The following is a 20,823-nucleotide window of genomic DNA, read 5'->3' on the forward strand; positions in this document are numbered from 1 at the left end:
GCCTGCGGCATGCCACCTCCCCCTGGCGGGGGAGGATTTTTTCCGTCGGATGCAGGTTCGACTAATCGTTGCCGCCGACCCAATCGCCGAACCCGCCCAGCACCGATCCTTCGCCGCGGTTCTGGCCGCCGCCGTTCGCCGCCGCCATCATGCGGCCCGCGAGGCGCGAGAAGGGTAGCGACTGGATCCAGACCGTGCCCGGTCCGCGCAGCCGTGCGAAGAACAGGCCTTCGCCGCCGAACAATGCGCTACGCACGCCGCCGACCGTGACGAGGTCGAACTCGACCGACGGCGTCATCGCCGCGAGGCAGCCGGTATCGACGTGCAGTTCCTCGCCCGGCACCAGCTTCCGCTCGACGACGGTGCCGCCCATCTGGACGAAGACCCAGCCATCGCCGGTCAACGACTGCATCACGAAGCCCTCGCCGCCGAATAGCCCAGTCATGACCCGCCGCTGGAAATAGATGCCGAGCTGCACGCCCTTCGCCGCGGCGAGGAACGCGTCCTTCTGGCAGATCAGCTGCCCACCCAGGTCCGACAGGCGCAGCGGCACGATCGAGCCCGGCGTCGGCGAGGCGAAGGCGACGCGTGCCTTGCCGTAGCCTTCGTGGGTGAAGACGGTGGTGAACAGGCTTTCGCCTGTGACCAATCGCTTCCCGGCGCCAAGCAGCTTGCCCATGAAGCCGCCACCGCTCGCACCGCTGCCGTCGCCGAACACGGTGGTCATCGCGATGCTGGCGTCCTTCCACACCATTGCGCCCGCCTCCGCCACCGCGCTCTCGCCAGGATCGAGCTCGATCTCGACGAACTGGAGCTCCTGGCCCTTGATCTCGAAATCGACGTCGTCGGCGACGCCGTCGCGGCGCATGTGTGACCAGGGACTGTTCGGCATGGAAGGCTCCTGAATTAGCGTCAGTGTGTTATATACATGCTACAGCGGTCGTGCAACGTGGAGCCGGGTTGATTCGCCGGTAACTCACCCGGTATTAGGCGCGTCCGGGCGACCGCGTTGGTCGCCCTTGCTGTTTGAACGAGGAGAAGCCCTGTGTCCGCTTCCATGCCCGCATTGATGCCCGTCTACCCGCGGTGCGACGTGCGACCGGTGCGCGGCGAGGGGGTCTACCTCTACGGCGAGCGCGGCGAGCAGTATCTCGACTTCGCGAGCGGGATCGCAGTCAACGCGCTGGGTCACGCGCACCCGGTGCTGACGAAGGCGATCGCGGATCAGGCGGCGACGCTGATGCACGTGTCGAACCTGTACGGCAGCCCGCAGGGCGAGGCGTTCGCGCAGAAGCTGGTCGACGCGTCGTTCGCCGACACCCTGTTCTTCACCAATTCGGGCACCGAGGCGGTCGAGTGCGCGATCAAGACCGCGCGGCGCTATCATTTCGCGAACGGCAACCCCGAGCGGCACACGCTGATCACGTTCAACAACGCGTTCCACGGCCGCACGATGGGCGCGATCAGCGCGACCAACCAGGCGAAGATGCGCGACGGGTTCGAGCCGCTGCTGCCGGGTTTCGCCTATGCAGCCTTCAACGACCTGGAGGCGGCGCTCGCGCTGGTCGACGACAACACCGCCGGCTTCATGGTCGAGACGATCCAAGGCGAGGGCGGCGTGTCGGCGGCGACGCCTGAGTTCATCCAGGGCTTGCGCAAGGCCGCGGACGAGCGTGGTCTGCTGCTGGTGCTCGACGAGGTGCAGTGCGGCTACGGGCGCACCGGCAAGATGTGGGCGTACGAGCATTACGGCATCACCCCCGACATCATGTCGGTCGCAAAGGGGATAGGTGGCGGCTTTCCGCTCGGCGCGTGCCTGGCGACCGCGGAGGCCGCGAAGGGGATGGTGTTCGGCACGCACGGCTCGACCTATGGCGGGAACCCGCTGGCGATGGCGGCGGGCGAAGCGGTGCTGGGCGTGATCCAGGGCGACGGCTTCCTCGACAACGTTGCGAAGATGGGCGAGCGGCTGCGTTCGGCACTCGAGCAGATGATCCCCAACTTCGATCACGTGTTCGAGCCGGGCCTGCGCGGAAAGGGCCTGATGACGGGCGTGAAGCTGAAGCCGGAGGCCGACGCGCGGCAGTTCGTCGCGCACCTGCGCGACAATCACGGGCTGCTGCTGGTGTCGGCGGGCGAGAACGTCGTGCGCATCCTGCCGCCGCTGATCATCGAGGAACGCCACATCGACGAGTTCGTGCAGAAACTGAGCGACGGCGCGCGCGTGTTCGTCCCCGCGGCCGACGATTGATCCCAACTACCGCCATCCGGGACCGGGTTCGCGTGGAGTGAGCCCGGCCCGACCGGAAAGGCCCGACCCCATGACGACCCGCCACTTCCTGAACCTGTCCGACGCGGGCGCCGACGCGATCGCGGCGATGCTGGACGATGCGCTGACCCGCAAGCAGGCGCGCAGCAACTGGCCGAAGGGGCAGGTCGACGCCGACGCGCCGCTCGCCGGGCGCGTCCTCGCGATGATCTTCGAGAAGAACTCGACCCGCACGCGCGTGTCGTTCGACATGGCGATCCGCCAGCTCGGCGGTCAGTCGATCGTGATGGAAGCGGGGCAGATGCAGCTGGGGCGCGGCGAGACGGTGGCCGACACCGCGCGCGTGCTGTCGGGATATGTCGACGCGATCATGATCCGCACCGACGACCATGCCAAGGTCGAGGAGATGGCGCGCTACGCGAGCGTCCCCGTCATCAACGGGCTGACCGACGCGTCGCACCCGTGCCAGATCATGGCGGACCTGTTGACGGTCATCGAGAGCGGCAAGTCGCTGCCTGGCCTAAAGGTCGCGTGGCTGGGTGACGGCAACAACGTGCTCGCCTCGATCGTCGAGGCCGCGGGGCTGATGCATTTCGATGTCGTCGCCGCCTGCCCGCAGGGGTTCCAGCCCGACGAGGAGGCGATCACGCGCGCGTCGGGGCGCGCCCGCGTCGTCGCGGACCCCCGCGAGGCGGTGGAGGGTGCGGACATCGTCGTCACCGACACCTGGATCTCGATGGGGCAGGCGCAGGCCGAGACCAAGCTCGCCGCGATGATGCCGTATCAGGTCGACGCTGCACTCATGGCGCAAGCCAAGCCCGACGCGAAATTCCTCCACTGCCTGCCCGCGCACCGCGGCGAGGAAGTGACGCCGGAGGTGATCGACGGCACGCAGTCGCTGATCTGGGCGGAGGCGGAGAACCGGCTGCACGCGCAAAAGGCGATCCTGCGCTGGTGTTTCGGGCAGATCGGGTGATCGGTTGATCGCCGGCGGGTAGCCTCCCAAATAGGTGGCATTCCACGACATGCTGGCCCATCGCGCCGCCTTTTCCGGCGTACGGGTCTGCGTCGATCCGCTGACGGAGCCGCCGATCTTGACCGACCAGATAAACGCCGACCTCGACCGCGCGCTCGGTTTCGCGATCCCCGAGCGGCACGCGCGCGGGCGCGTCATGCGGCTGGGGCCGACGCTCGACACGATTCTCGCCGCGCACGCCTATCCGCCGGTGATCGAGCGGCTGCTCGCCGAGGCGCTGACGCTGACTGCGCTGATCGGCTCGACGCTCAAGGACCCGAGCGGGCAGCTGACGATGCAGACGCAGACGCAGAACGGCGTCGTCACGCTGATGGTGTGCGACTATCGCGGCGGCGAGCTGCGCGGCTACGTTCAGTTCGACGCCGACAAGTTGGCGGACGTGGGCGAGGAGCCGAGCCTGTTCGCCTTGTTCGGGCAAGGCTATCTCGCGATCACCTTCGACCTCGCCAGCACCGGCGAGCGGTATCAGGGGATCGTGCCGCTGGACGGCGAGACGATCGCGGACGCGGCGCAGAGCTATTTCTTCCAATCCGAGCAGATCCCGACGCTGCTGCGCGTCGGGGTGAAGAAGGGCGCGGACGGGCGCACGGTCGCGGGCGGGCTGCTGCTGCAACACCTGCCCGAGGGCGAGCTGGGGCGCGAGCGGTTGCACGTCCGGCTCGACCATCCCGAATGGGAGCATGTCGCGGCGCTCGGCAGCACGATGGGGGTCGACGAGCTGGCGGATGCGACCGTGCCGCTCGAGACGCTCGTCTGGCGGTTGTTCAACGAGGAGAGCGAGGTGCGCGTGCTCGACCGCGCGACGATCTCGCGCGGGTGCCGCTGCACGCCCGAGCATATCCGATCGGTGCTGGCCAAATTCCCGCTCGCCGACCGGCTGGAGATGGCGGACGAACACGGCGTGATCGCGGTCGACTGCGCGTTCTGCGCCACCGTTTTCCCGCTCAAGGCCGAAGATGTTGAAGCGTAACGCTTTTTGTTAACGCTTCGGCAAGGTTTATAGGGTAGGGCCGCTGACATACTCCTCATCCGAGTATGTTTTCTCCCAAGAAAACGGCTTTCTGCAGCCGCCTGGGCCGCCCGACGGGGCGGCCCTTTCCTTGTCGGCGCGCCGCCAAACGGGGCGCCCTTTTCTTGTCCGGCAACTCGGTGCTGGGAGCGTCGTGAATGTGTCGAAGGGTTGCGTATCGCTCCTGATCGGCCTAGCGGCGCGCGGATCATGACACAGCAAACTCCTGCGGTCGTCCTCGTCTCGGGCGGGCTCGACTCGATGGTGTCCGCCGCGCTCGCGCGCGAGGCGGGCTATCCGGTGCTCGCGCTCTCGGTCGACTACAACCAGCGGCACCGCGTCGAACTCGCCGCCGCCGCGCGCGTGGCGAAGGCGGTCGGGGCGCAGCGCCACGTCGTGCTGCCGCTCGACCTGTCGGCCTTCGGTGGTTCGGCGCTGACGGACGACAGCATCGCGGTGCCGAAGGACGGCGTCGAGGCGGGCGCGATCCCCGTCACCTACGTGCCGGCGCGCAACACGATCTTCCTCAGTCTCGCGCTCGGCTGGGCCGAGGCGGCGGGCGGGCGGGACCTGTTCGTCGGGGTCAACGCGCTCGATTATTCGGGCTATCCCGATTGCCGGCCCGAGTTCATCGCCGGTTTCGAGCGGCTGGCCGAGCTCGCCACCAAGGCGGGCGTCGAGGGCGCGCCGTTCCGCATCCACGCGCCGTTGCAGCACATGACCAAGGCCGATGTGGTGTGCGAGGGCGCACGATTGGGGCTCGACATGGGGCTGAGCTGGTCGTGCTACGATCCGACCCCAGCCGGGCAGCATTGCGGGCTGTGCGACTCGTGCCGGCTGCGTCACAAGGGGTTCGAGGATGCCGGCGTCGCCGATCCGACCGACTATGCCGTGACGCCGCCGGCGCCCTGATGACCTATTCGGTCAAGGAAATGTTCCTGACGCTTCAGGGTGAGGGCGTGCAGGCGGGGCGGCGCGCGGTGTTCGTGCGCTTCGCCGGGTGCAACCTGTGGACCGGGCGCGAGCAGGACCGCGCGCGCGCGATCTGCCGCTTCTGCGACACCGACTTTGTCGGCACCGACGGCGCAGGCGGGGGCAAGTTCGGTGATGCCGACGCGCTGGTCGCCGCGGTGTCGGGCTTCTGGGGCGAGGGCGCGGAACGCCGCTTCGTCGTGCTGACGGGCGGCGAGCCGATGTTGCAGGTCGACGACGCGCTAGTTGATGCGCTCCACGCCGCGGGGTTCGAGATCGCGATCGAGAGCAACGGGACGCTTCCCGTCCATCCCGGGATCGACTGGGTCTGCATCAGCCCCAAGGCGGGGAGCGAGACGGTGCAGCGCTCGGGCGACGAATTGAAGCTCGTCTGGCCGCAGCCGGGCAGCGACGTCGCGGCGATGGAGCAGTGGGACTTCCGCCACCTGCTGCTGCAACCGATGGACGATGCGCGCGGGGCTGCGAACGTCGACGCGGCGATCGCGCTGGTGATGGAACGCCCGCTCTGGCGGTTGTCGCTCCAGACGCACAAGGCGCTGGGCTTGCGCTGATCCCCGCGAAGGTGGCGCTCAGCGCGCCGCCTGCTCCGCCTCGTAGTTCTTCAATTCGTCGCCGGTGATGCGGACGACGTGGAGAACGTTGGTCGACCCCGGCGTACGGAAGGGCACGCCCGCCATCACGATCACGCTGTCGCCGGCCTTGGCAACGCCCTGGCGCAGCGCGATGCGCTTGGCCTTGGCGACCATTTCCTCGAACGAGGCGACGTCGCGGGTGTGGACGTTGTGCGTGCCCCATAAGAGGCCCAGGCGACGCGCGGTTTCGAGCTGCGGCGTCAGCACCAGGATCGGCACGCCCGGCCGCTCGCGCGCGATCCGCCGCGCGGTCGAGCCCGAGGTGGTGAAACAGATGATCGCGGAGGCCGACACCGTTTCGGCGATGTTCTTCGCGGCCTCGGCCAGCGCGTCGGCTGTGGTGGGGTCGGGGCGCGTGACCGTGAAGTGGATGCGGTCGCCGTGCATCGGATCGCGCTCCACCGCGTCGCCGATCGCGTTCATCATCGACACCGATTCGACCGGCCACTGGCCCGCCGCGCTCTCGGCCGACAGCATGATCGCGTCGGCACCGTCGTAGATCGCCGTCGCGACATCCGACACCTCGGCGCGGGTGGGCGAGGGGCTGACGATCATCGATTCGAGCATCTGCGTGGCGACCACCACCGGGCGACCGAGCCGGCGCGAGGTCTCGACGATGCGCTTCTGCAAGGGAGGGACCGACTGCGGCGGCAGCTCGACACCCAGGTCGCCGCGCGCGACCATGACGCCGTCACATGCCTCGACGATCTCTTCCAGCCGCTCGATCGCGGCAGGCTTCTCAATCTTGGCGAGGAGCGCGGCCTTGCCCTCGATCAGCTTGCGCGCCTCCCACAGATCCTCGGGACGCTGGACGAACGACAGCGCGATCCAGTCGACGCCCTGGTCGATCGCGAAGGCGAGGTCGCTGCGATCCTTCGCGGTCAGCGCCGCCATCGGCACGACCACGTCGGGAACGTTCAGCCCCTTGTTGTTGCTCAAGGGACCGCCGACCTCGACCGTCGTCACCAGCCTGTCGGCGTCGCATTCCACCACGCGCAGCACCAGCTTTCCGTCGTCGAGCAGCAGCCGCGCGCCCGCCTCCATTGCGGCGAAGATTTCCGGGTGCGGCAGCTGCACCCGCGTCGCGTCGCCAGGCGTCGTGTCATGGTCGAGCACGAAGGTGCTGCCCTTTTCCAAGACGACGCGTCCTTCCGCGAAGCGTCCGACGCGCAGCTTCGGCCCCTGCAGATCGGCGAGGATGGTGGAGGGGCGGTCGAACTCCTGCTCCAGCGAACGGATCGCCTTGATCACGTCGACCTTGGATGCCTGGTCGCCGTGGCTCATGTTGATGCGGAAGGCGTCGGCGCCGGCCTGGAACAGCTTCGCGATCATCTCGGGCGTGTTGCTCGCCGGGCCGAGGGTCGCGAGGACGCGGACCTTCCGCGAGCGAGGGGCGAAGGAGTGGGTCATGGGGAGGCTTCCTGCTTTGCGCGTGCGTGCCTTAGCCGCTAACCGCGGCTGATCAACCTACTAGACGCGCAACCGCGTCATTGGAGTGACACATGGACCGGCTCGACACCCTCAACGACGCGGCCGCCGCCGCCGCTTTCCGCCGGCTGGTGCGCCACCTGCGCCACCGCACTGACGCGCAGAACGTTGACCTGATGGGGCTCGCGGGCTTCTGCCGCAACTGCCTGTCCGATTGGACGCAGGAAGCATCGGGGATGAGCAAGAACGATGCGCGAGAGACGATCTACGGCATGCCCTATGCCGATTGGAAGGCGAACCATCAGGCCGACGCGACGCCGGAGCAGCTCGAGCGGATGGCGGAGAGCGTTAAGAAGAACGCCTGATCGGCGCACCCCTTGCCGCTGCGATGAGAACCGGCCAACCTGTCGCCAACAGGAGGCGCGCCGGGGCAGGCGTGCGACAGGGGAGACAGGCCGTTGTTGAAGTTCGTCGGTAGCGCGCTGGCGCTGGTTCTCGCAGTGCCCGCGATGGCGCAGGTCTCGGCGCCGACGTCCGCGCCCGCAGCCGGATCGGTCGTCACCTATATCCACGCCGGGCAGCTGCTCGACCGTCCGGGCAAGCCGCCGCGCGGAAACAGCACGATCGTGGTGCGCGACGGACGCGTGGTCGAGGTGCGCGACGGCTTCGTCGCGCCGCCCGCGGGCGCGAAGCTGATCGAGCTGTCGCGGCGCTTCGTGCTGCCCGGAATGACCGACATGCACGTCCACCTGTGGGGAATCGGCGGCGATCCGATGCGCGCGCGGCTGGCCGAGGCGACGCAGGATCAGGCCGACGACATGATGGTCGCGGTGGTCAATGCACGAAAGACGCTGGAGGCGGGGTTCACCACGGTGCGCGACCTGGGCGGCGACGCGCGCGGCATTCGTGCGCTGCGCGACGCGGTCGAGCGCGGCGATATCGAAGGGCCGACGATCGTCAATGCGGGGCAGATGATCTCGGTGACCGGCGGGCACGGCGACGGCACCAATGGCCTTGGCGAGAGCTTCGCCGACGCGGTCCACGCGCATCAGATCAACGTCTGCGACGGCCCCGACGACTGCCGCCGCGCGGTGCGCCAGCAGGTCGGTCTCGGCGCGCAGGTGATCAAGTTTGCGGCGACCGGCGGCGTCTTGTCGAACGTCTCAGGCGGGCTGGGGCGCGCGATGACGCCGGAGGAAATGCGCGCGATCGTCGAAACCGCGCATGCGCTGGGGCGCAAGGCGACCGCGCACAGCCACGCGGCGGAGGGCACCAAGGCGGCGCTGGAGGCGGGCTGCGACTCGATCGAGCACGCGAGCTACCTCGACGACGAGACGATCCGGCTGTTCAAGGCGAAGGGCGCGTATTTGGTGCCGACCGAGATCGCGCCGGTCGCCGCGCTCGCGCAGGCGCGATCGGGCGCGCTGCCGCCCGCGACGATCCCGAAGGCGGAGGCCGCCGCCGCGGCGATGCACGCCAACCACAAGAAGGCGTGGGCGGCAGGCGTCAAGTTCGCGTTCGGCACCGATACGGGCGTGTCCAGGCACGGCGATAACGCGACCGAGTTCGCGTATCTGATCGATCTCGGCATGACCCCGGCGCAGGCGATCGCGAGTGCGACGGTGGCGGCGGCCGACCTGCTCGGCCGCGACGACATCGGCACGCTGGAGCCGGGCAAACGCGCCGACGTGATCGCGGTAACCGGATCGCCGCTGGAGGACGTGCGGCGGCTGGAGCACGTCGATTTCGTCATGCACCGGGGTCAGATCGCCAAACCGGTCGTCGACTAACGCTTGAGCGCGGGCGCGGCGTCCACTAGGTGCCGCGCCCACACCCATCAGGGTTAACCGGCCGAACCCCGCCTGCGCGCCCGCGCGGCAGGGCGCGCGGCCTATTCTTTCACGAGGACGGACGAGTAACATGGCTGAAGAGCGGGGCGAGGGCATGGGTGGCGGTCACGTCGCAGCGGACGAGCTGCGGCTGTTGATCGAGCGCGCCGAGCGGCTGGAGGAAGAGAAGAAGGGTATTCAGGACGACATCAAGGACGTGATGTCGGAGGCGAAGAGCCGCGGCTACGATCCCAAAGCGATCCGCAAGATTATGTCGATCCGAAAGAAGAAGCGTGAAGAGTATCAGGAAGAGGAAGCGATCCTCGAAGTGTACATGCAGGCGCTGGGCATGATCTGATCGTCCTCACGCGTCCTTCGGCTGAGGCGCATGGGGAGACTAAAGCGGCGGCGCGTGAATGGTCACGTGCCGCCGTTCGCGTTTCTACGCCGCCTCGGCCGAGGCGGTGGTCCAGCCGAGGTGCGGGATGGTGATCGAGCGTTTGCCCGACAGGTCGATGCGGCTGACGAACAGTTCGCGGCTCTCGATATAGCCGATCAGGCGGCGGACGCGGCCGAGCGAGCTGGTGCCGTAGGTGTGCGCCAGTTGCTCGTCCGACGGGCACGGCTCGCCCTCGCGCGCGGCGCGGGCGACGAGCAGGAAGGCGCCCATCATGTCTTCGGGCAATGTGTCGGCGAGGCGCAGCGCGTCGGCCCATTCCTCCGCGCGCACGTCGAAGATGCCCGCCCGCGCGCAGCTCAAGCGTCGGGTGAAGGCGGTCAGGTCCATCGCGGGCCGTGCGAGCCCTGCCATGCGGCAGCGGACCTGAAAATCCTGGAACAGCACGGACGCCGGTCGCCCGAATGCCTCGGGATCGGCGACGACCCCGCGCAACGCCTCGGCGTAGATCGCCTCGACCTCGTCCTCGCTGCGTTCGGGCTGCGCGGTCGCGGCGACGCTGGCGGCGGGGCTGCGCGACAGGTCGGCGGCGACCTCCGTCGCGGGCACGCGGCGCGGCCGCGGAACGTGCGCCATCGGCAGTTCGGGCGCGTCGACCACAGGCTCGACGATCAGATCGGCGAGTTCGAGCGGGCGCGCATTGGGCAGGGGCACGAGCTTCGGGCTTGACGAACGCGCCGAGGTTTCGACCTCGCCGATGCGCACACTGACGGGGCGGCGCGAGACCGCGGGGCCAAGCGCCATGAAGGTGCCGCGCGGCAGGTCGCGGATCGCCTCCGCCTGGCGTCGTTCCATGCCGAGCAGGTCGGCGGCGCGCGCCATGTCGATGTCGAGAAAAGTGCGCCCCATCAGAAAGTTCGACGCTTCCGCCGCGACGTTCTTCGCGAGCTTGGCGAGGCGCTGCGTGGCGATCACCCCGGCGAGCCCGCGCTTGCGCCCGCGGCACATCAGGTTGGTCATTGCCGACAGCGACGCGCGGCGCACCTCCTCTGCGACCTCGCCGCCCGTTGTCGGCGCGAACAACTGCGCCTCGTCGACCACGACGAGCGCGGGGTACCAATGTTCGCGCGGGGCATCGAACAAGGCCGACAGGAAGGCGGCGGCGCAGCGCATCTGGCCCTCGGCCTCCAACCCCTCAAGGCTGAGCACGACGGAGGTGCGATGCGCGCGCAGTCTGCCCGCGAAACGCTCGATCTCGGGCACTGAATAATCCGCCGCCTCGATCGCGACATGGCCGTAGGCACCCGACAGCGTGACGAAGTCGCCCTCGGGATCGATCACCACCTGTTGCACCTGACCCGCCGAGCGTTCGAGCAGGCGGCGCAGCAGGTGCGATTTTCCCGACCCCGAATTGCCCTGCACCAGCAGGCGGGTCGCCAGCAATTCCTCAAGGTCCATCGCGACCGGCGAGCCACGCTCGTCGAGCCCCATGTCCACGCGTACCGTCATGGCGGTGCCTGTGCCCGGCGCGTGTGGCGGGAGCAAGGCCGCGACTCGCGGGGGCATGGTTGAGCGCAGCGCCCGCCCGCTCTAAGAGCCGAGCAACGTTTCAGTTTGCAGGGTTACGATGGCCGGCCATTCCAAATTCAAGAACATCATGCACCGCAAGGGCGCGCAGGATAAGAAGCGCTCCAGCATGTTTTCCAAGCTCAGCCGCGAAATCACTGTAGCGGCGAAGATGGGCCTGCCCGACCCCGACATGAACCCGCGCCTGCGCGCCGCGATTGCCGCCGCCAAGGCACAGTCGATGCCCAAGGACAACATCCAGCGATCGATCGACAAGGCGTCGAAGGGCGACACCGAGAGCTACGAGGAAATCCGCTACGAAGGGTTCGGCCCCGGCGGCGTTAGCCTCATCATCGAGGCGCTGACCGACAATCGCAACCGCACTGCAACCAACGTGCGCACCGCGGTGTCGAAGAACGGCGGCAATCTGGGCACCGCCGGCTCGGTCAGCCACGGGTTCGACCGTGTCGGTCTCATCACCTATCCGGCGAGCTCCGGCGACGCCGACAAGGTGTTCGAGGCGGCGCTGGAAGCGGGCGCGGAGGACGTGACCTCGGGCGAGGACGGGCACGAGATCTGGACCGCGGTCGGCGATCTGCACGAGGTCGCCAAGGCGCTGGAGCCGGTGCTGGGCGAATCGACCGGTGCGAAGCTCGCGTGGCGGCCGCAGACCAATGTCGAGGTCGGCGAGGGTGATGCAGCGACGCTGTTCAAGCTGATTGATACGCTGGACGATGACGACGACGTGCAGCAGGTGTGGGGCAATTACGAAGTGTCCGACGCCGTCATGGAGAAGCTCGGCTGACCAAGCCTCTGATCATTCTCGGCATGGACCCCGGGCTCGGCACGACGGGGTGGGGCGTGATCCGTGCCGAAGGCAACCGGCTGACCCACGTCGCCAACGGGCAGATCAAGACCGACACGACGATGCCGCTCGCCCGGCGACTGTGGAACCTCCATTCCGCGCTGATCGACGTGATCCGCGCGGAGAAGCCCGACAGTTCGGCGGTCGAGGAGGTGCTGGGCAACAGCAACGCGCAGTCGACGCTGAAGCTGGGGCAGGCGCGCGGCGCGGTGCTGCTCGCCGCCGCCGCGTCCGGACTGATCGTCGGGGAATATCACCCCAGCGCGGTCAAAAAAGCGGTGGTCGGCACCGGCGGTGCGGAAAAGCGGCAGATCCAGGCGATGCTCGGCCACCTGCTGCCCGGCGCGAAACTGTCGGGGCCTGATGCTGCCGACGCGCTAGCGGTCGCGATCACGCACGCGCACCATCTGGCGAGTGCGGAGGGGATGATGCGGCGCGCGCGGGTCATGGCGTAGGGATCAGCGGGTAAGATTTGTCCTCCCGCTGTCGTCACGTTCCTGTTAGGTTCCGCCGTATGACCTCGCTCCGGCCATACACACGATGATCGCGCACCTGAAGGGTCGGCTGGAATCGACCGGGGTCGACCATGCGGTGATCGATGTCGGCGGCGTCGGCTATCTGGTCGGCGCGTCGGCGCGGACGCTTGCGGCGGTGGGACCTGTCGGGGAGGCGTGCGTGCTGCACACCGATCTGCTGGTGGGAGAGGATTTCCTGCGGCTGGTCGGCTTCGCGACGGCGGCCGAGCGCGACTGGTTCCGGCTGCTGACGGGTGTGCAAGGCGTCGGCGCGCGCGTTGCGCTGGCGATCCTGTCGGCCTTGGAGCCGAACGACATCAGTCGCGCGGTGATGGCGCAGGACAAGGCAACGGTCGCGCGCGCCAACGGCGTCGGGCCGAAGCTCGCCGAGCGGATCGTGCGCGAGCTGAAGGACAAGGTCGGCGGGGTCGCGATCGGTCCGTCGGCGGCGGCGCAGGTGGTGCCGGTCGGCGCGGGTGCGGACGCGGTCTCGGCATTGCTCAACCTCGGCTTCCGCCCGGCGGAGGCGAGCGCGGCGGTGGCCGCGGCGGAGGAGGAACTGGGCAAGACCGCGACGCTCGACGCGCTGGTGCGACTGGCGCTCAGGAAGGCGGCGAAGTGACGCGACCACGCGTATTCGGCTTCGACGTGTTCGGCACCGTCGTCGACTGGCGCACGAGCATCGCGCGCGAGAGTGCGGGCTTTCTCGCGACGATCGGACGCGATGACCTCCACGCCGAGCGCTTCGCCGATGCGTGGCGCGCGCGCTATCAGCCGGCGATGGCGAAGGTGCGCGAGGGCGGGCGCGACTTCGTCATTCTCGACGTGCTCCACCGCGAGATGCTGGTCGATCTGCTGCGCCATGACGGCATCGACGTGGATGCGCTCGACCCGGCGCTGGTGACGGAATGGTCGCACGCGTGGCATCGGCTCGATCCCTGGCCCGACTCGGTCGCGGGGCTTGCGCGGCTGCGCGCGCTGGCGCCCGTCGTTACGCTGTCGAACGGCAATGTCGCGCTGATGATCGAGCTGTCGCGGCGCGCGGGCCTCGAATGGGACGCGATCCTGGGCGCCGAGCACGCGCGCGCGTTCAAGCCGACGCGTGAGGTGTATCTGGCGACCGCGGCGGCGAGCGGGGTCGAGCCGGGTGAGTTCTGCCTCGTCGCCGCGCATCACAGCGATCTGGCGGCGGCGCGCAAGGCGGGGTTGATGACCGCGTACATCGATCGCCCGATGGAATATGGCGGCGCGCCCGCACCCGACCGCGACCAGCGGCAGGATTGGGACTATAAGGCGGACAGCCTGACCGCGCTTGCCGCGCAACTGGAAGCATCCAAGTGACCGACACCGAACGCCTGCTCACCCCTGCGCGGCGGCCCGAGGATGTCGACGCGGCGCTGCGGCCGCGCAGCCTCGACGATTTCGTCGGGCAGAAGGCCGCGCGCGAGAATCTGCGCGTGTTCATCGACGCGGCGCGCGGGCGTGGCGATGCGCTCGATCACGTCTTGTTCTTCGGGCCGCCGGGACTGGGCAAGACGACGCTGGCGCAGATCGTCGCGCGTGAGATGGGCGTGGGGTTCCGCGCTACCTCCGGCCCCGTCATTGCCAAGTCGGGTGACCTCGCCGCGCTGCTGACCAATCTCGAGGACGGCGACGTGCTGTTCATTGACGAGATCCACCGCTTGCAGCCCGCGGTCGAGGAAGTGCTCTACCCGGCTATGGAGGACCGCGCGCTCGACCTGATGATCGGCGAGGGACCATCGGCGCGCAGCGTGCGGATCGACCTCCCGCGCTTCACGCTCGTCGGCGCGACGACGCGGCAGGGATTGCTGACGACGCCACTGCGCGACCGCTTCGGGATACCGCTGCGGTTGCAATTCTACTCGGTCGAGGAACTGACCCGCGTGGTGACGCGCGCCGCCGGGCTGCTCGACATGGCAATCGCGTCGGACGGCGCGGCGGAGGTGGCGCGGCGGTCGCGGGGTACGCCGCGGATCGCGGGGCGGCTGCTGCGCCGGGTGCGCGATTTCGCCAGCGTCGCGGGCGTGGCGGTGGTCGACGCGGGCGCGGCCGACCGCGCGCTCAACCGGCTCGAGGTCGACCAATTGGGGCTCGACGCGATGGACCGGCGCTACCTGCACATGATCGCGGACGTGTACCGCGGCGGGCCGGTCGGGGTGGAAACGCTCGCCGCCGGCCTGTCCGAGCCGCGCGACACGATCGAGGAGGTGATCGAGCCGTATCTGATCCAGCTCGGCCTCGTTGCCCGCACCGCGCGTGGGCGCGTGCTGAACGCGGGCGGGTGGAAGCATCTGGGCCTCAACCCACCGGCCGGCAGCCAGGACGAGCTGTTCGGTTGACGTCTCAGTCGGCGTCGTAGCGGCGTGCGAAGCCGTTGTCGGACATCAACAGGTAGCGAAGCGCGTCGACCAGCGCCCAGGGTCCGGTCACGAGCAAGCCGACGACGGTGATCGACAGCACCAGCATCACCAGCCCCGACCCGGTCCGGCCGGTGTAGAAGCGGTGGATGCCGAGCGTCCCGAGGAAGAAGGCGAGCAACGCGGCGACGATGCGGCTGCGATCGCGGCGCGGGCGGGTCGGCGTGGGCGCCGGCGCATAGGCCGCGAGCGCGCCTTGCCCTGGCAGCGGGAACACGCTGATCGCGTCGCGGCCCGCGACGTCGAAATCGACCTCCATGCCGATGCTCGGCTCGCCTGCCTGCGTCCAGTCTGCGGGAGTGAAGGTGTAGCGATCGCCGTCGTTGCCCGCGATGACGCCGCGCCCGCTACGCGTGTCGACGCCCAGTATCTGTCCGCGCATCAATCCCCTCGCATGGCTCGACGCGTGGGCTAGCGCATCGATCGCGTTCTTCGCAAGCGGGTGGCTGGTCGCGGGAGCAGACATCGTGCGGCTGCGTTGGAGCGGCGAACTCGAGGAGAAAACGCCCATGTCGCACGCGCACACGCCGCCGGTTCCGAAGGACAATCAGTCGCCTTATCCGCTGCGCGAGCCGCCGCATCCGCATGCCGAGACGAAGCCCGCGGACAAGCCCGCGCCGCGTGCTGCAAAGGCGAAGGCAAAGGACGACCACGCCCGCGCGCTGGCGATCGGCGCGGCGGTGGGTGTCGGGGCGGCAGCGCTGGCACTCGCGGCGGGCGTGTTTCTGCTGGAAGAGCGGTCGAAGCCGAAGAAGGGCAAGAAGCCGGCGGCACACAAGCCGAAACCCGCGCCCAAGCCTAAGAAGCCGAAGCCGGTGAACAAGGCCGAGGCAGCGTGACGCGGTGCTAGCAATCGTGTCGATGCCCGCAACGATATGTTGCGTGGCACCTCCGGCCCACGTCTGTTAGCCTCCGCGCCATGCCTGTCTCCGCTGCCGCCTCCGCTCGCGAAATCCTGACCCGCCTGCACGACGTGATGGCGGCGCGGTCGCCGGCGCAGGCGAAGCTCAACCAGGTGGTCGAGATCATCGGCGAGGCGCTGGATAGCGAGGTGTGCTCGATCTATCTGCTGCGCGAGGGCGTGCTGGAGCTGTTCGCGACGCGTGGCCTTGCGCCGGAGGCGGTCCACGTCACCAAGCTGGCGTTGGGCGAGGGGCTGGTCGGCACGATCGCCGAGCAGAACGAGATCCTCAACCTCGACGAGGCGGCGAGCCATCCGGATTTCGCCTACAAGCCGGAGACGGGCGAGGATCGCTACCATAGCTTCGCAGGCGTGCCGATCGTTCGGCGCGAGCGCTCGGTCGGCGTGCTGGCGGTGCAGCACGCCGATCCGCGCCGCTACGCCGATATCGAGATCGAGGCGTTGCAGACGGTGGCGATGGTCTTGTCCGAACTGATCGCCAATGCCGGGCTGATCGACCAGGGCGGGCCGAAGGACCGGGTGCAGTCGACCGCGACGGTGCGCATCGCAGGCCAGAAACTGGTCGACGGCATGGCGGCGGGGTACGCGGTGTTCCACCAGCCGCGCGTCACGATCGAGCATACGGTCGCGGAGGATACCGAGGCCGAGCGCCACCGGGTCTACGCGGCGTTCGACAAGATGCGCGAGCAGATCGACCGCATCGCGCGAGAGGCCGAGTTCGGCGTCGGCGATGAACATCAGGAGGTAATCGCCACCTACAAGATGTTCGCCTACGACGAGGGCTGGGCAAGGCGGATCAATGAGGCGATTGATTCAGGGCTGACCGCCGAGGCCGCGATCGAGCGGGTGCAGCAGCGCACGCGCCAGCGGATGCGGCAGATCGACGATCCGCTGCTCGCCGACCGGATGCACGATCTGGAGGACCTGTCCAACCGGCTCCTGCGGATCGTGTCGGGCCAGATGGGAACGGCGGCGCAACTCGGGCTGCGGCAGGACACGATCCTGCTCGCGCGCAATCTGGGCCCCGCCGAGCTGCTCGAATACGACCGGCGGCGGTTGAAGGGCGTGATCCTGGAGGAAGGGTCGCTGACCGCGCATGTCATCATCGTCGCGCGCGCCATGGGCGTGCCGGTGCTGGGCCGGGTCAGCGACGTGCGCCGCCAGATCGCCGAGGGCGACCAGCTCCTGCTCGACGTGACCGAGGGCAGCGTGCTCGTCCGCCCCACCTCCGCCATGGAGGAGGCGTTCGAGGCCAAGCTGCAGCTTCGCCAGAAGCGGCGCGCCGCGTTCGCGGCGCTGCGCGACGTGCCGCCGGTGACCAGGGACGGCCACCGCGTGACGCTGATGGTCAATGCGGGGCTTCGCGACGACGCCGCCGCGCTCGACACGACCGGGGCGGACGGGATCGGGTTGTTCCGCACCGAATTCCAGTTCCTCGTGTCCGCGACGCTGCCCCAGCGCGAGCGGCAGCAGCGGCTCTACCGCGACGTGCTGGAGGCGGCGGGCGACCGGCCGGTGATCTTCCGCACGATCGATATCGGCGGGGACAAGGCGCTGCCCTATCTCAACACCGCCGACCATGACGAAGAGAACCCCGCCATGGGCTGGCGCGCGCTCCGCCTGGCGCTCGAACGCGAAGGGCTGATGAAGGCGCAGGCGCGCGCGCTGATCGAGGCGGGGGCGGGGCGCACGCTCCATGTCATGTTCCCGATGGTGTCGGAGGCGTGGGAGTTCGACGAGGCCAAGGCCCTGTTCGAGGCGCAGCGGGCGTGGCTAGGCTCGCGCGGTCGTCGCCTGCCGCTGGAGATGCGCTACGGCGCGATGCTCGAGGTGCCGGCGCTGGCCGAGCAGCTCGACCTGATTCTCCCCAATGTCGATTTCCTGTCGGTCGGGACCAACGACCTGACCCAGTTCCTGTTCGCCGCCGATCGCGCCAACCCCAAGCTGGCGGAGCGTTACGACTGGCTGAGCCCGTCGATCCTGCGCTTCCTGCGCCGCGTGGTCGAACCCGCGCGGACGGCGGGCGTGCCGGTGGCGGTTTGCGGTGAGATGGGCGGGCGTCCGCTGGAGGCTATGGCACTGATCGGACTGGGTATCGAACGCCTGTCGATCACGCCCGCCGCGGTCGGGCCGGTCAAGGCGATGATCCGTTCGCTCGACCGTTCGGCGATCGCCGGGGAGATGACGCGGCTGCTCGCCCATCCCGTCCGCGACATGCGCGGGGCGCTTGGTGCCTGGGCTGCGACGAATGGTGTGGAATTGGCCTAAATCAAGCCGGGCCCCCGCGTTGACTTGAGCCCGGGGCTCTGAAAGAACGGCCGCGATCATGGGGTGGGCCATGGTCACTTCGGAGTTGAGAATGGACGAGGTCAATCCCGGCCACGATGCCGCACCGGCGGCACCTACCCGCGCCGGTGACGTCCTGCGCGAGGCGCGTGAGGCGCAAGGGCTGTCGCTTGGCGATATCGGGGCTCGCACCCGCATCCCCAGTCGTCATCTCGCGGCGATCGAGGCATCCGATTATCAGAGCCTGCCGTCGGCGACCTACGCCGTCGGCTTCGCCAAGGCCTATGCCCGCGCCGTGGGAGCGGACGAAGTCGCGATCGCACAGGCGGTCCGCGCCGATGTCGACCGGCTCGGCCGCCGGGTCGCCGAATATGTGCCGCAGGACATCGTCGATCCCGCCCGCGTGCCGTCGCGCGGCCTGGCGATCATCGGCGTCGGCCTGGCGCTCGCGGTGCTGATCATCGCGGGGCTGTGGTACGGCACCGACCTGTTCCGCCGCGACCGCACCGCCCAGGACGTGCCCGCGGTGACGCCGCTGGGCAACACCGGCGAGGCGGCTCCGGCGCCTGCGCCCAGTCCGACCCCGGTGACCGGTGGCAAGGTCGTCCTGATCGCCAAGGGCGAGGTCTGGCTGCGCGTCTATGACGCGGACAACAAGACGATCAAGATCGGCACGTTGCAGCCCGGCGAGCAGTTCGAGGTGCCCGCCGACGTGAAGAACCCGCTGCTCAATGTCGGTCGTCCCGACAAGCTGACGGTGACGCTGAACGGTTCGCCCATCCCGCAGCTGGGTGACGGATCCCGCGCGATCAAGGACGTGCGGCTCGATCCCGCCGCGATCGCGGCGCGCCTGTCGGGTACGCCCGCTCCTGCGGCATCGCCATCGACGGGTACGAGCCGCAGCGCGCCGCGCGACCGGTCGGCCCGGCGGACACCGGCCGCGACGTCGGGTGATGCGGCGCCGCTGGCCCCGACGCCCGCGCCCTCGCCGACCACCGCCACCACGGCTCCGGCGGATCTGTAAGGGGCCGTTTCTTTCAGGCTGCAGACAGCCGCGACGGGGCAGGACGGCATCCGTTGTTTCCACATCATGCCCACCGGGGGGTGAAACCGATGCGTAATCTGTTGCTGGCCGGGGTCGCGGCCCTGACGATCCTGCCGAGTGCCGCCATGGCGCAGTCCAATGTCGAGGGGCGGGTCGGCAAGCTGGAAAGCGAAATGCGCGCGGTCCAGCGCAAGGTCTTCCCGAACGGGGCAGGGGGCTATGTCCAGCCCGAGATCACCGCGCCCCAGACCCAGGCGCAGGCCCCCGGCGTGCCCGCCTCCAGCGCGCTCAGCGACCTGACCTCGCGCGTGACCTCGCTCGAGGAGCAGATGGCGAGCCTGACCGGCCAGATCGAGCCGAACGGCTATCGCACCCGGCAGCTTCAGGATCAGTTCGACGCCTCTAAGCGCGCGACCGATGCGCGGCTGAAGGCGCTGGAATCGGGCCCCGCGCCGATCGCATCCGCGGGACAGAGCGCGCCGCTGGACACCCCCGCTCCGGCGGCTGGCGGCGGCAAGAGCCCGGCGGCGCCGTCGGTCGTGACCGGCGATACCGCCAGCACCGCGCCGGCTGGCGGCGCGGCGGTCGACAAGCCCTCGACCGGCGACCCGGCCGAGGACGCCTATCTCTACGGCTATCGCCTGTGGACCGCCAAGCGCTATGCCGAGGCGGAGACGCAGTTGAAGAAGGTCGTCACCGACTATCCCAAGAGCCGCCGCGCCAGCTATGCGCAGAATCTGCTGGGCCGCACCTATCTCGACTCGGGCAAGCCGAGCCTCGCCTCGATGGCGTTCTACGAGAATTACAAGAAATTCCCGGATGGCGAGCGGGCTCCCGACAGTCTGCTCTATCTGGGGCAGGCGCTGACCAAGCTCAACAAGGCGGCGGACGCGTGCAAGGTGTATGACGAACTGTCCGATGTGTACGGCGCCAAGCTGTCCGCCTCGATGAAGTCGCAGATCACCGCGGGACGCAGCGCCGCCAAGTGTCAGTGATCGTATTACCTTCCTGCCCTGCAAGGGGAGGTGGCAGGGCGAAGCCCTGACGGAGGGGTGTCACGGCCAGCGGGGACACCCCTCCACCATGCTTCGCATGGTGCCCCTCCCCTTGCAGGGGAGGAATTCAATACGGACCGATCACCGTTAAACCTCTTGCGCCCGTCCCCTGGACGCGTCAGAGGGCGCGCATCCCTGACCAGTTTTGAGAGCATCATGGCCACCGATGCCACGGCCGTCGATCAGATCGCGCGTTTCGTCGCCGATCTGACGCTTCTTCACGATCCCGCCGCCGACCCCGCGCCGCTCTTGCTGGCCGTATCGGGTGGGCCCGACAGCATGGCGATGCTGACGCTCGCCGTAGCGGCGTTTCCCAAACGGATCGCGGTAGCGACGGTCGATCACGGGCTTCGTCCGGAAGCGGCGGACGAGGTGGCGATGGTCGCGGCACATTGCGCTGCCCTGGGCGTGCCGCATCATGGTTTGCGCCCTGCCGAACCGATCGCGGGCGCGAGCCTTCAGGCGCAGGCGCGGGAGGCCCGCTACGCGCTGCTCGCCGAGCGGGCGCGAATGATCGTCGTCGCGCCGATCATTCGCG

The 20,823-nt window shown here is 68.9% G+C and carries 22 protein-coding genes; 18 read left to right on the plus strand and 4 right to left on the minus strand.

The features are described 5' to 3' along the window. Nucleotides 1-61 precede the first annotated feature (61 nt). A complete protein-coding gene (locus tag QZ847_RS05460) occupies nt 62-892 on the minus strand; it encodes a TIGR00266 family protein (RefSeq protein ID WP_294353974.1) in 831 nt (276 codons plus the stop codon). Nucleotides 893-1,057: 165 nt separating this feature from the next. On the opposite strand from QZ847_RS05460, the gene QZ847_RS05465 reads away from it, so the two are divergent. The 5 genes from QZ847_RS05465 to queE all read left to right on the plus strand — a co-directional run bounded on the left by QZ847_RS05465 (nt 1,058) and on the right by queE (nt 5,858). After that, entirely contained in the window at nt 1,058-2,251 is a 1,194-nt protein-coding gene (locus QZ847_RS05465) for an aspartate aminotransferase family protein (protein WP_294354028.1), read from the plus strand. Between the two features lie 70 nt (nt 2,252-2,321). Further along, a complete protein-coding gene (argF, locus tag QZ847_RS05470; protein ID WP_294353977.1) occupies nt 2,322-3,245 on the plus strand; it encodes an ornithine carbamoyltransferase in 924 nt (307 codons plus the stop codon). Between the two features lie 118 nt (nt 3,246-3,363). Beyond that, nucleotides 3,364-4,275, plus strand: a complete 912-nt coding sequence (locus tag QZ847_RS05475) for an Hsp33 family molecular chaperone HslO (RefSeq protein ID WP_294354031.1) — start codon at nt 3,364-3,366, stop codon at nt 4,273-4,275. Between the two features lie 249 nt (nt 4,276-4,524). Further along, the gene (queC, locus tag QZ847_RS05480) at nt 4,525-5,226 is read left to right on the plus strand and encodes a 7-cyano-7-deazaguanine synthase QueC (protein WP_294353981.1); all 702 of its coding nucleotides are present in this window, start codon (nt 4,525-4,527) and stop codon (nt 5,224-5,226) included. After that, nucleotides 5,226-5,858, plus strand: coding sequence for a 7-carboxy-7-deazaguanine synthase (queE, locus tag QZ847_RS05485; RefSeq protein WP_294353984.1), 633 nt, complete (start codon nt 5,226-5,228; stop codon nt 5,856-5,858). The genes queC and queE overlap by 1 nt, the downstream gene beginning before the upstream one ends. Nucleotides 5,859-5,876: 18 nt before the next feature. Here the strand turns inward: queE and pyk are convergent, their stop codons facing one another. After that, nucleotides 5,877-7,349 carry a pyruvate kinase gene (gene pyk / locus QZ847_RS05490; RefSeq protein ID WP_294353987.1) on the minus strand — a complete coding sequence of 491 codons (1,473 nt, stop codon included), beginning with the start codon at nt 7,347-7,349 and terminating at the stop codon, nt 5,877-5,879. A 92-nt stretch (nt 7,350-7,441) separates the two neighbouring features. On the opposite strand from pyk, the gene QZ847_RS05495 reads away from it, so the two are divergent. The 3 genes from QZ847_RS05495 (at nt 7,442) to QZ847_RS05505 (ending at nt 9,554) form a co-directional block, all read left to right on the plus strand. Then, on the plus strand, nt 7,442-7,732 hold the full coding sequence (locus QZ847_RS05495) for a DUF1244 domain-containing protein (protein ID WP_294353990.1): 291 nt from the start codon (nt 7,442-7,444) through the stop codon (nt 7,730-7,732). 93 nt (nt 7,733-7,825) lie between these two features. Further along, entirely contained in the window at nt 7,826-9,157 is a 1,332-nt protein-coding gene (locus QZ847_RS05500; protein ID WP_294353992.1) for an amidohydrolase family protein, read from the plus strand. Nucleotides 9,158-9,287: 130 nt separating this feature from the next. Next, nucleotides 9,288-9,554 carry a DUF2312 domain-containing protein gene (locus QZ847_RS05505; RefSeq protein ID WP_093004464.1) on the plus strand — a complete coding sequence of 89 codons (267 nt, stop codon included), beginning with the start codon at nt 9,288-9,290 and terminating at the stop codon, nt 9,552-9,554. 84 nt (nt 9,555-9,638) lie between these two features. Here the strand turns inward: QZ847_RS05505 and QZ847_RS05510 are convergent, their stop codons facing one another. After that, nucleotides 9,639-11,102: an ATP-binding protein gene (locus tag QZ847_RS05510; protein WP_294353995.1), complete on the minus strand. Its 1,464-nt coding sequence runs from the start codon at nt 11,100-11,102 to the stop codon at nt 9,639-9,641. A 118-nt stretch (nt 11,103-11,220) separates the two neighbouring features. Here QZ847_RS05510 and QZ847_RS05515 point away from each other — a divergent pair, with 118 nt between their 5' ends. The 5 genes from QZ847_RS05515 to ruvB all read left to right on the plus strand — a co-directional run bounded on the left by QZ847_RS05515 (nt 11,221) and on the right by ruvB (nt 14,899). Next, complete coding sequence (locus QZ847_RS05515) at nt 11,221-11,964, plus strand: YebC/PmpR family DNA-binding transcriptional regulator (protein WP_294353998.1); 744 nt, start codon at nt 11,221-11,223, stop codon at nt 11,962-11,964. A gap of 8 nt (nt 11,965-11,972) precedes the next feature. After that, the gene (gene ruvC, locus QZ847_RS05520; RefSeq protein ID WP_026326192.1) at nt 11,973-12,479 is read left to right on the plus strand and encodes a crossover junction endodeoxyribonuclease RuvC; all 507 of its coding nucleotides are present in this window, start codon (nt 11,973-11,975) and stop codon (nt 12,477-12,479) included. 85 nt (nt 12,480-12,564) lie between these two features. After that, nucleotides 12,565-13,161, plus strand: a complete 597-nt coding sequence (gene ruvA / locus QZ847_RS05525; RefSeq protein WP_294354001.1) for a Holliday junction branch migration protein RuvA — start codon at nt 12,565-12,567, stop codon at nt 13,159-13,161. Next, entirely contained in the window at nt 13,158-13,880 is a 723-nt protein-coding gene (locus tag QZ847_RS05530) for a haloacid dehalogenase type II (protein ID WP_294354004.1), read from the plus strand. The genes ruvA and QZ847_RS05530 overlap by 4 nt, the downstream gene beginning before the upstream one ends. After that, on the plus strand, nt 13,877-14,899 hold the full coding sequence (gene ruvB, locus QZ847_RS05535) for a Holliday junction branch migration DNA helicase RuvB (RefSeq protein WP_019517780.1): 1,023 nt from the start codon (nt 13,877-13,879) through the stop codon (nt 14,897-14,899). Before QZ847_RS05530 ends, ruvB begins: the two co-directional genes overlap by 4 nt. A 4-nt stretch (nt 14,900-14,903) precedes the next feature. Here ruvB and QZ847_RS05540 read toward each other — a convergent pair whose 3' ends face one another. Next, complete coding sequence (locus QZ847_RS05540; protein WP_294354009.1) at nt 14,904-15,443, minus strand: TM2 domain-containing protein; 540 nt, start codon at nt 15,441-15,443, stop codon at nt 14,904-14,906. A gap of 43 nt (nt 15,444-15,486) precedes the next feature. Between QZ847_RS05540 and QZ847_RS05545 the strand changes: the two genes are divergently transcribed. From QZ847_RS05545 to QZ847_RS05565, 5 genes are all read left to right on the plus strand, one after another. Next, the gene (locus QZ847_RS05545; RefSeq protein WP_294354014.1) at nt 15,487-15,816 is read left to right on the plus strand and encodes a hypothetical protein; all 330 of its coding nucleotides are present in this window, start codon (nt 15,487-15,489) and stop codon (nt 15,814-15,816) included. An 80-nt stretch (nt 15,817-15,896) separates the two neighbouring features. Then, nucleotides 15,897-18,167: a phosphoenolpyruvate--protein phosphotransferase gene (gene ptsP, locus QZ847_RS05550; protein ID WP_294354017.1), complete on the plus strand. Its 2,271-nt coding sequence runs from the start codon at nt 15,897-15,899 to the stop codon at nt 18,165-18,167. A gap of 91 nt (nt 18,168-18,258) precedes the next feature. Continuing rightward, on the plus strand, nt 18,259-19,209 hold the full coding sequence (locus QZ847_RS05555; RefSeq protein ID WP_294354020.1) for a helix-turn-helix domain-containing protein: 951 nt from the start codon (nt 18,259-18,261) through the stop codon (nt 19,207-19,209). Nucleotides 19,210-19,298: 89 nt separating this feature from the next. Further along, on the plus strand, nt 19,299-20,225 hold the full coding sequence (locus QZ847_RS05560; protein WP_294354023.1) for a tetratricopeptide repeat protein: 927 nt from the start codon (nt 19,299-19,301) through the stop codon (nt 20,223-20,225). Between the two features lie 216 nt (nt 20,226-20,441). Further along, nucleotides 20,442-20,823 (plus strand): tRNA lysidine(34) synthetase (locus QZ847_RS05565; RefSeq protein ID WP_294354025.1); only part of this gene is annotated, 382 nt, incomplete at its 3' end.

It is taken from the genome of uncultured Sphingomonas sp., from assembly GCF_913778135.1.
In the GTDB taxonomy this organism is placed as follows: Bacteria; Pseudomonadota; Alphaproteobacteria; order Sphingomonadales; family Sphingomonadaceae; genus Sphingomonas.

Bases quoted from the DNA above. Each gene is read 5' to 3' on its own strand.
- QZ847_RS05460 (WP_294353974.1), bottom strand. From the start codon at position 892: ATGCCGAACAGTCCCTGGTCACACATGCGCCGCGACGGCGTCGCCGAC.
- QZ847_RS05465 (WP_294354028.1), top strand. From the start codon at position 1,058: ATGCCCGCATTGATGCCCGTCTACCCGCGGTGCGACGTGCGACCGGTG.
- argF (WP_294353977.1), top strand. From the start codon at position 2,322: ATGACGACCCGCCACTTCCTGAACCTGTCCGACGCGGGCGCCGACGCG.
- queC (WP_294353981.1), top strand. From the start codon at position 4,525: ATGACACAGCAAACTCCTGCGGTCGTCCTCGTCTCGGGCGGGCTCGAC.
- queE (WP_294353984.1), top strand. From the start codon at position 5,226: ATGACCTATTCGGTCAAGGAAATGTTCCTGACGCTTCAGGGTGAGGGC.
- pyk (WP_294353987.1), bottom strand. From the start codon at position 7,349: ATGACCCACTCCTTCGCCCCTCGCTCGCGGAAGGTCCGCGTCCTCGCG.
- QZ847_RS05495 (WP_294353990.1), top strand. From the start codon at position 7,442: ATGGACCGGCTCGACACCCTCAACGACGCGGCCGCCGCCGCCGCTTTC.
- QZ847_RS05505 (WP_093004464.1), top strand. From the start codon at position 9,288: ATGGCTGAAGAGCGGGGCGAGGGCATGGGTGGCGGTCACGTCGCAGCG.
- QZ847_RS05510 (WP_294353995.1), bottom strand. From the start codon at position 11,102: ATGACGGTACGCGTGGACATGGGGCTCGACGAGCGTGGCTCGCCGGTC.
- QZ847_RS05515 (WP_294353998.1), top strand. From the start codon at position 11,221: ATGGCCGGCCATTCCAAATTCAAGAACATCATGCACCGCAAGGGCGCG.
- ruvA (WP_294354001.1), top strand. From the start codon at position 12,565: ATGATCGCGCACCTGAAGGGTCGGCTGGAATCGACCGGGGTCGACCAT.
- QZ847_RS05540 (WP_294354009.1), bottom strand. From the start codon at position 15,443: ATGTCTGCTCCCGCGACCAGCCACCCGCTTGCGAAGAACGCGATCGAT.
- QZ847_RS05545 (WP_294354014.1), top strand. From the start codon at position 15,487: ATGTCGCACGCGCACACGCCGCCGGTTCCGAAGGACAATCAGTCGCCT.
- ptsP (WP_294354017.1), top strand. From the start codon at position 15,897: ATGCCTGTCTCCGCTGCCGCCTCCGCTCGCGAAATCCTGACCCGCCTG.
- QZ847_RS05555 (WP_294354020.1), top strand. From the start codon at position 18,259: ATGGACGAGGTCAATCCCGGCCACGATGCCGCACCGGCGGCACCTACC.
- QZ847_RS05560 (WP_294354023.1), top strand. From the start codon at position 19,299: ATGCGTAATCTGTTGCTGGCCGGGGTCGCGGCCCTGACGATCCTGCCG.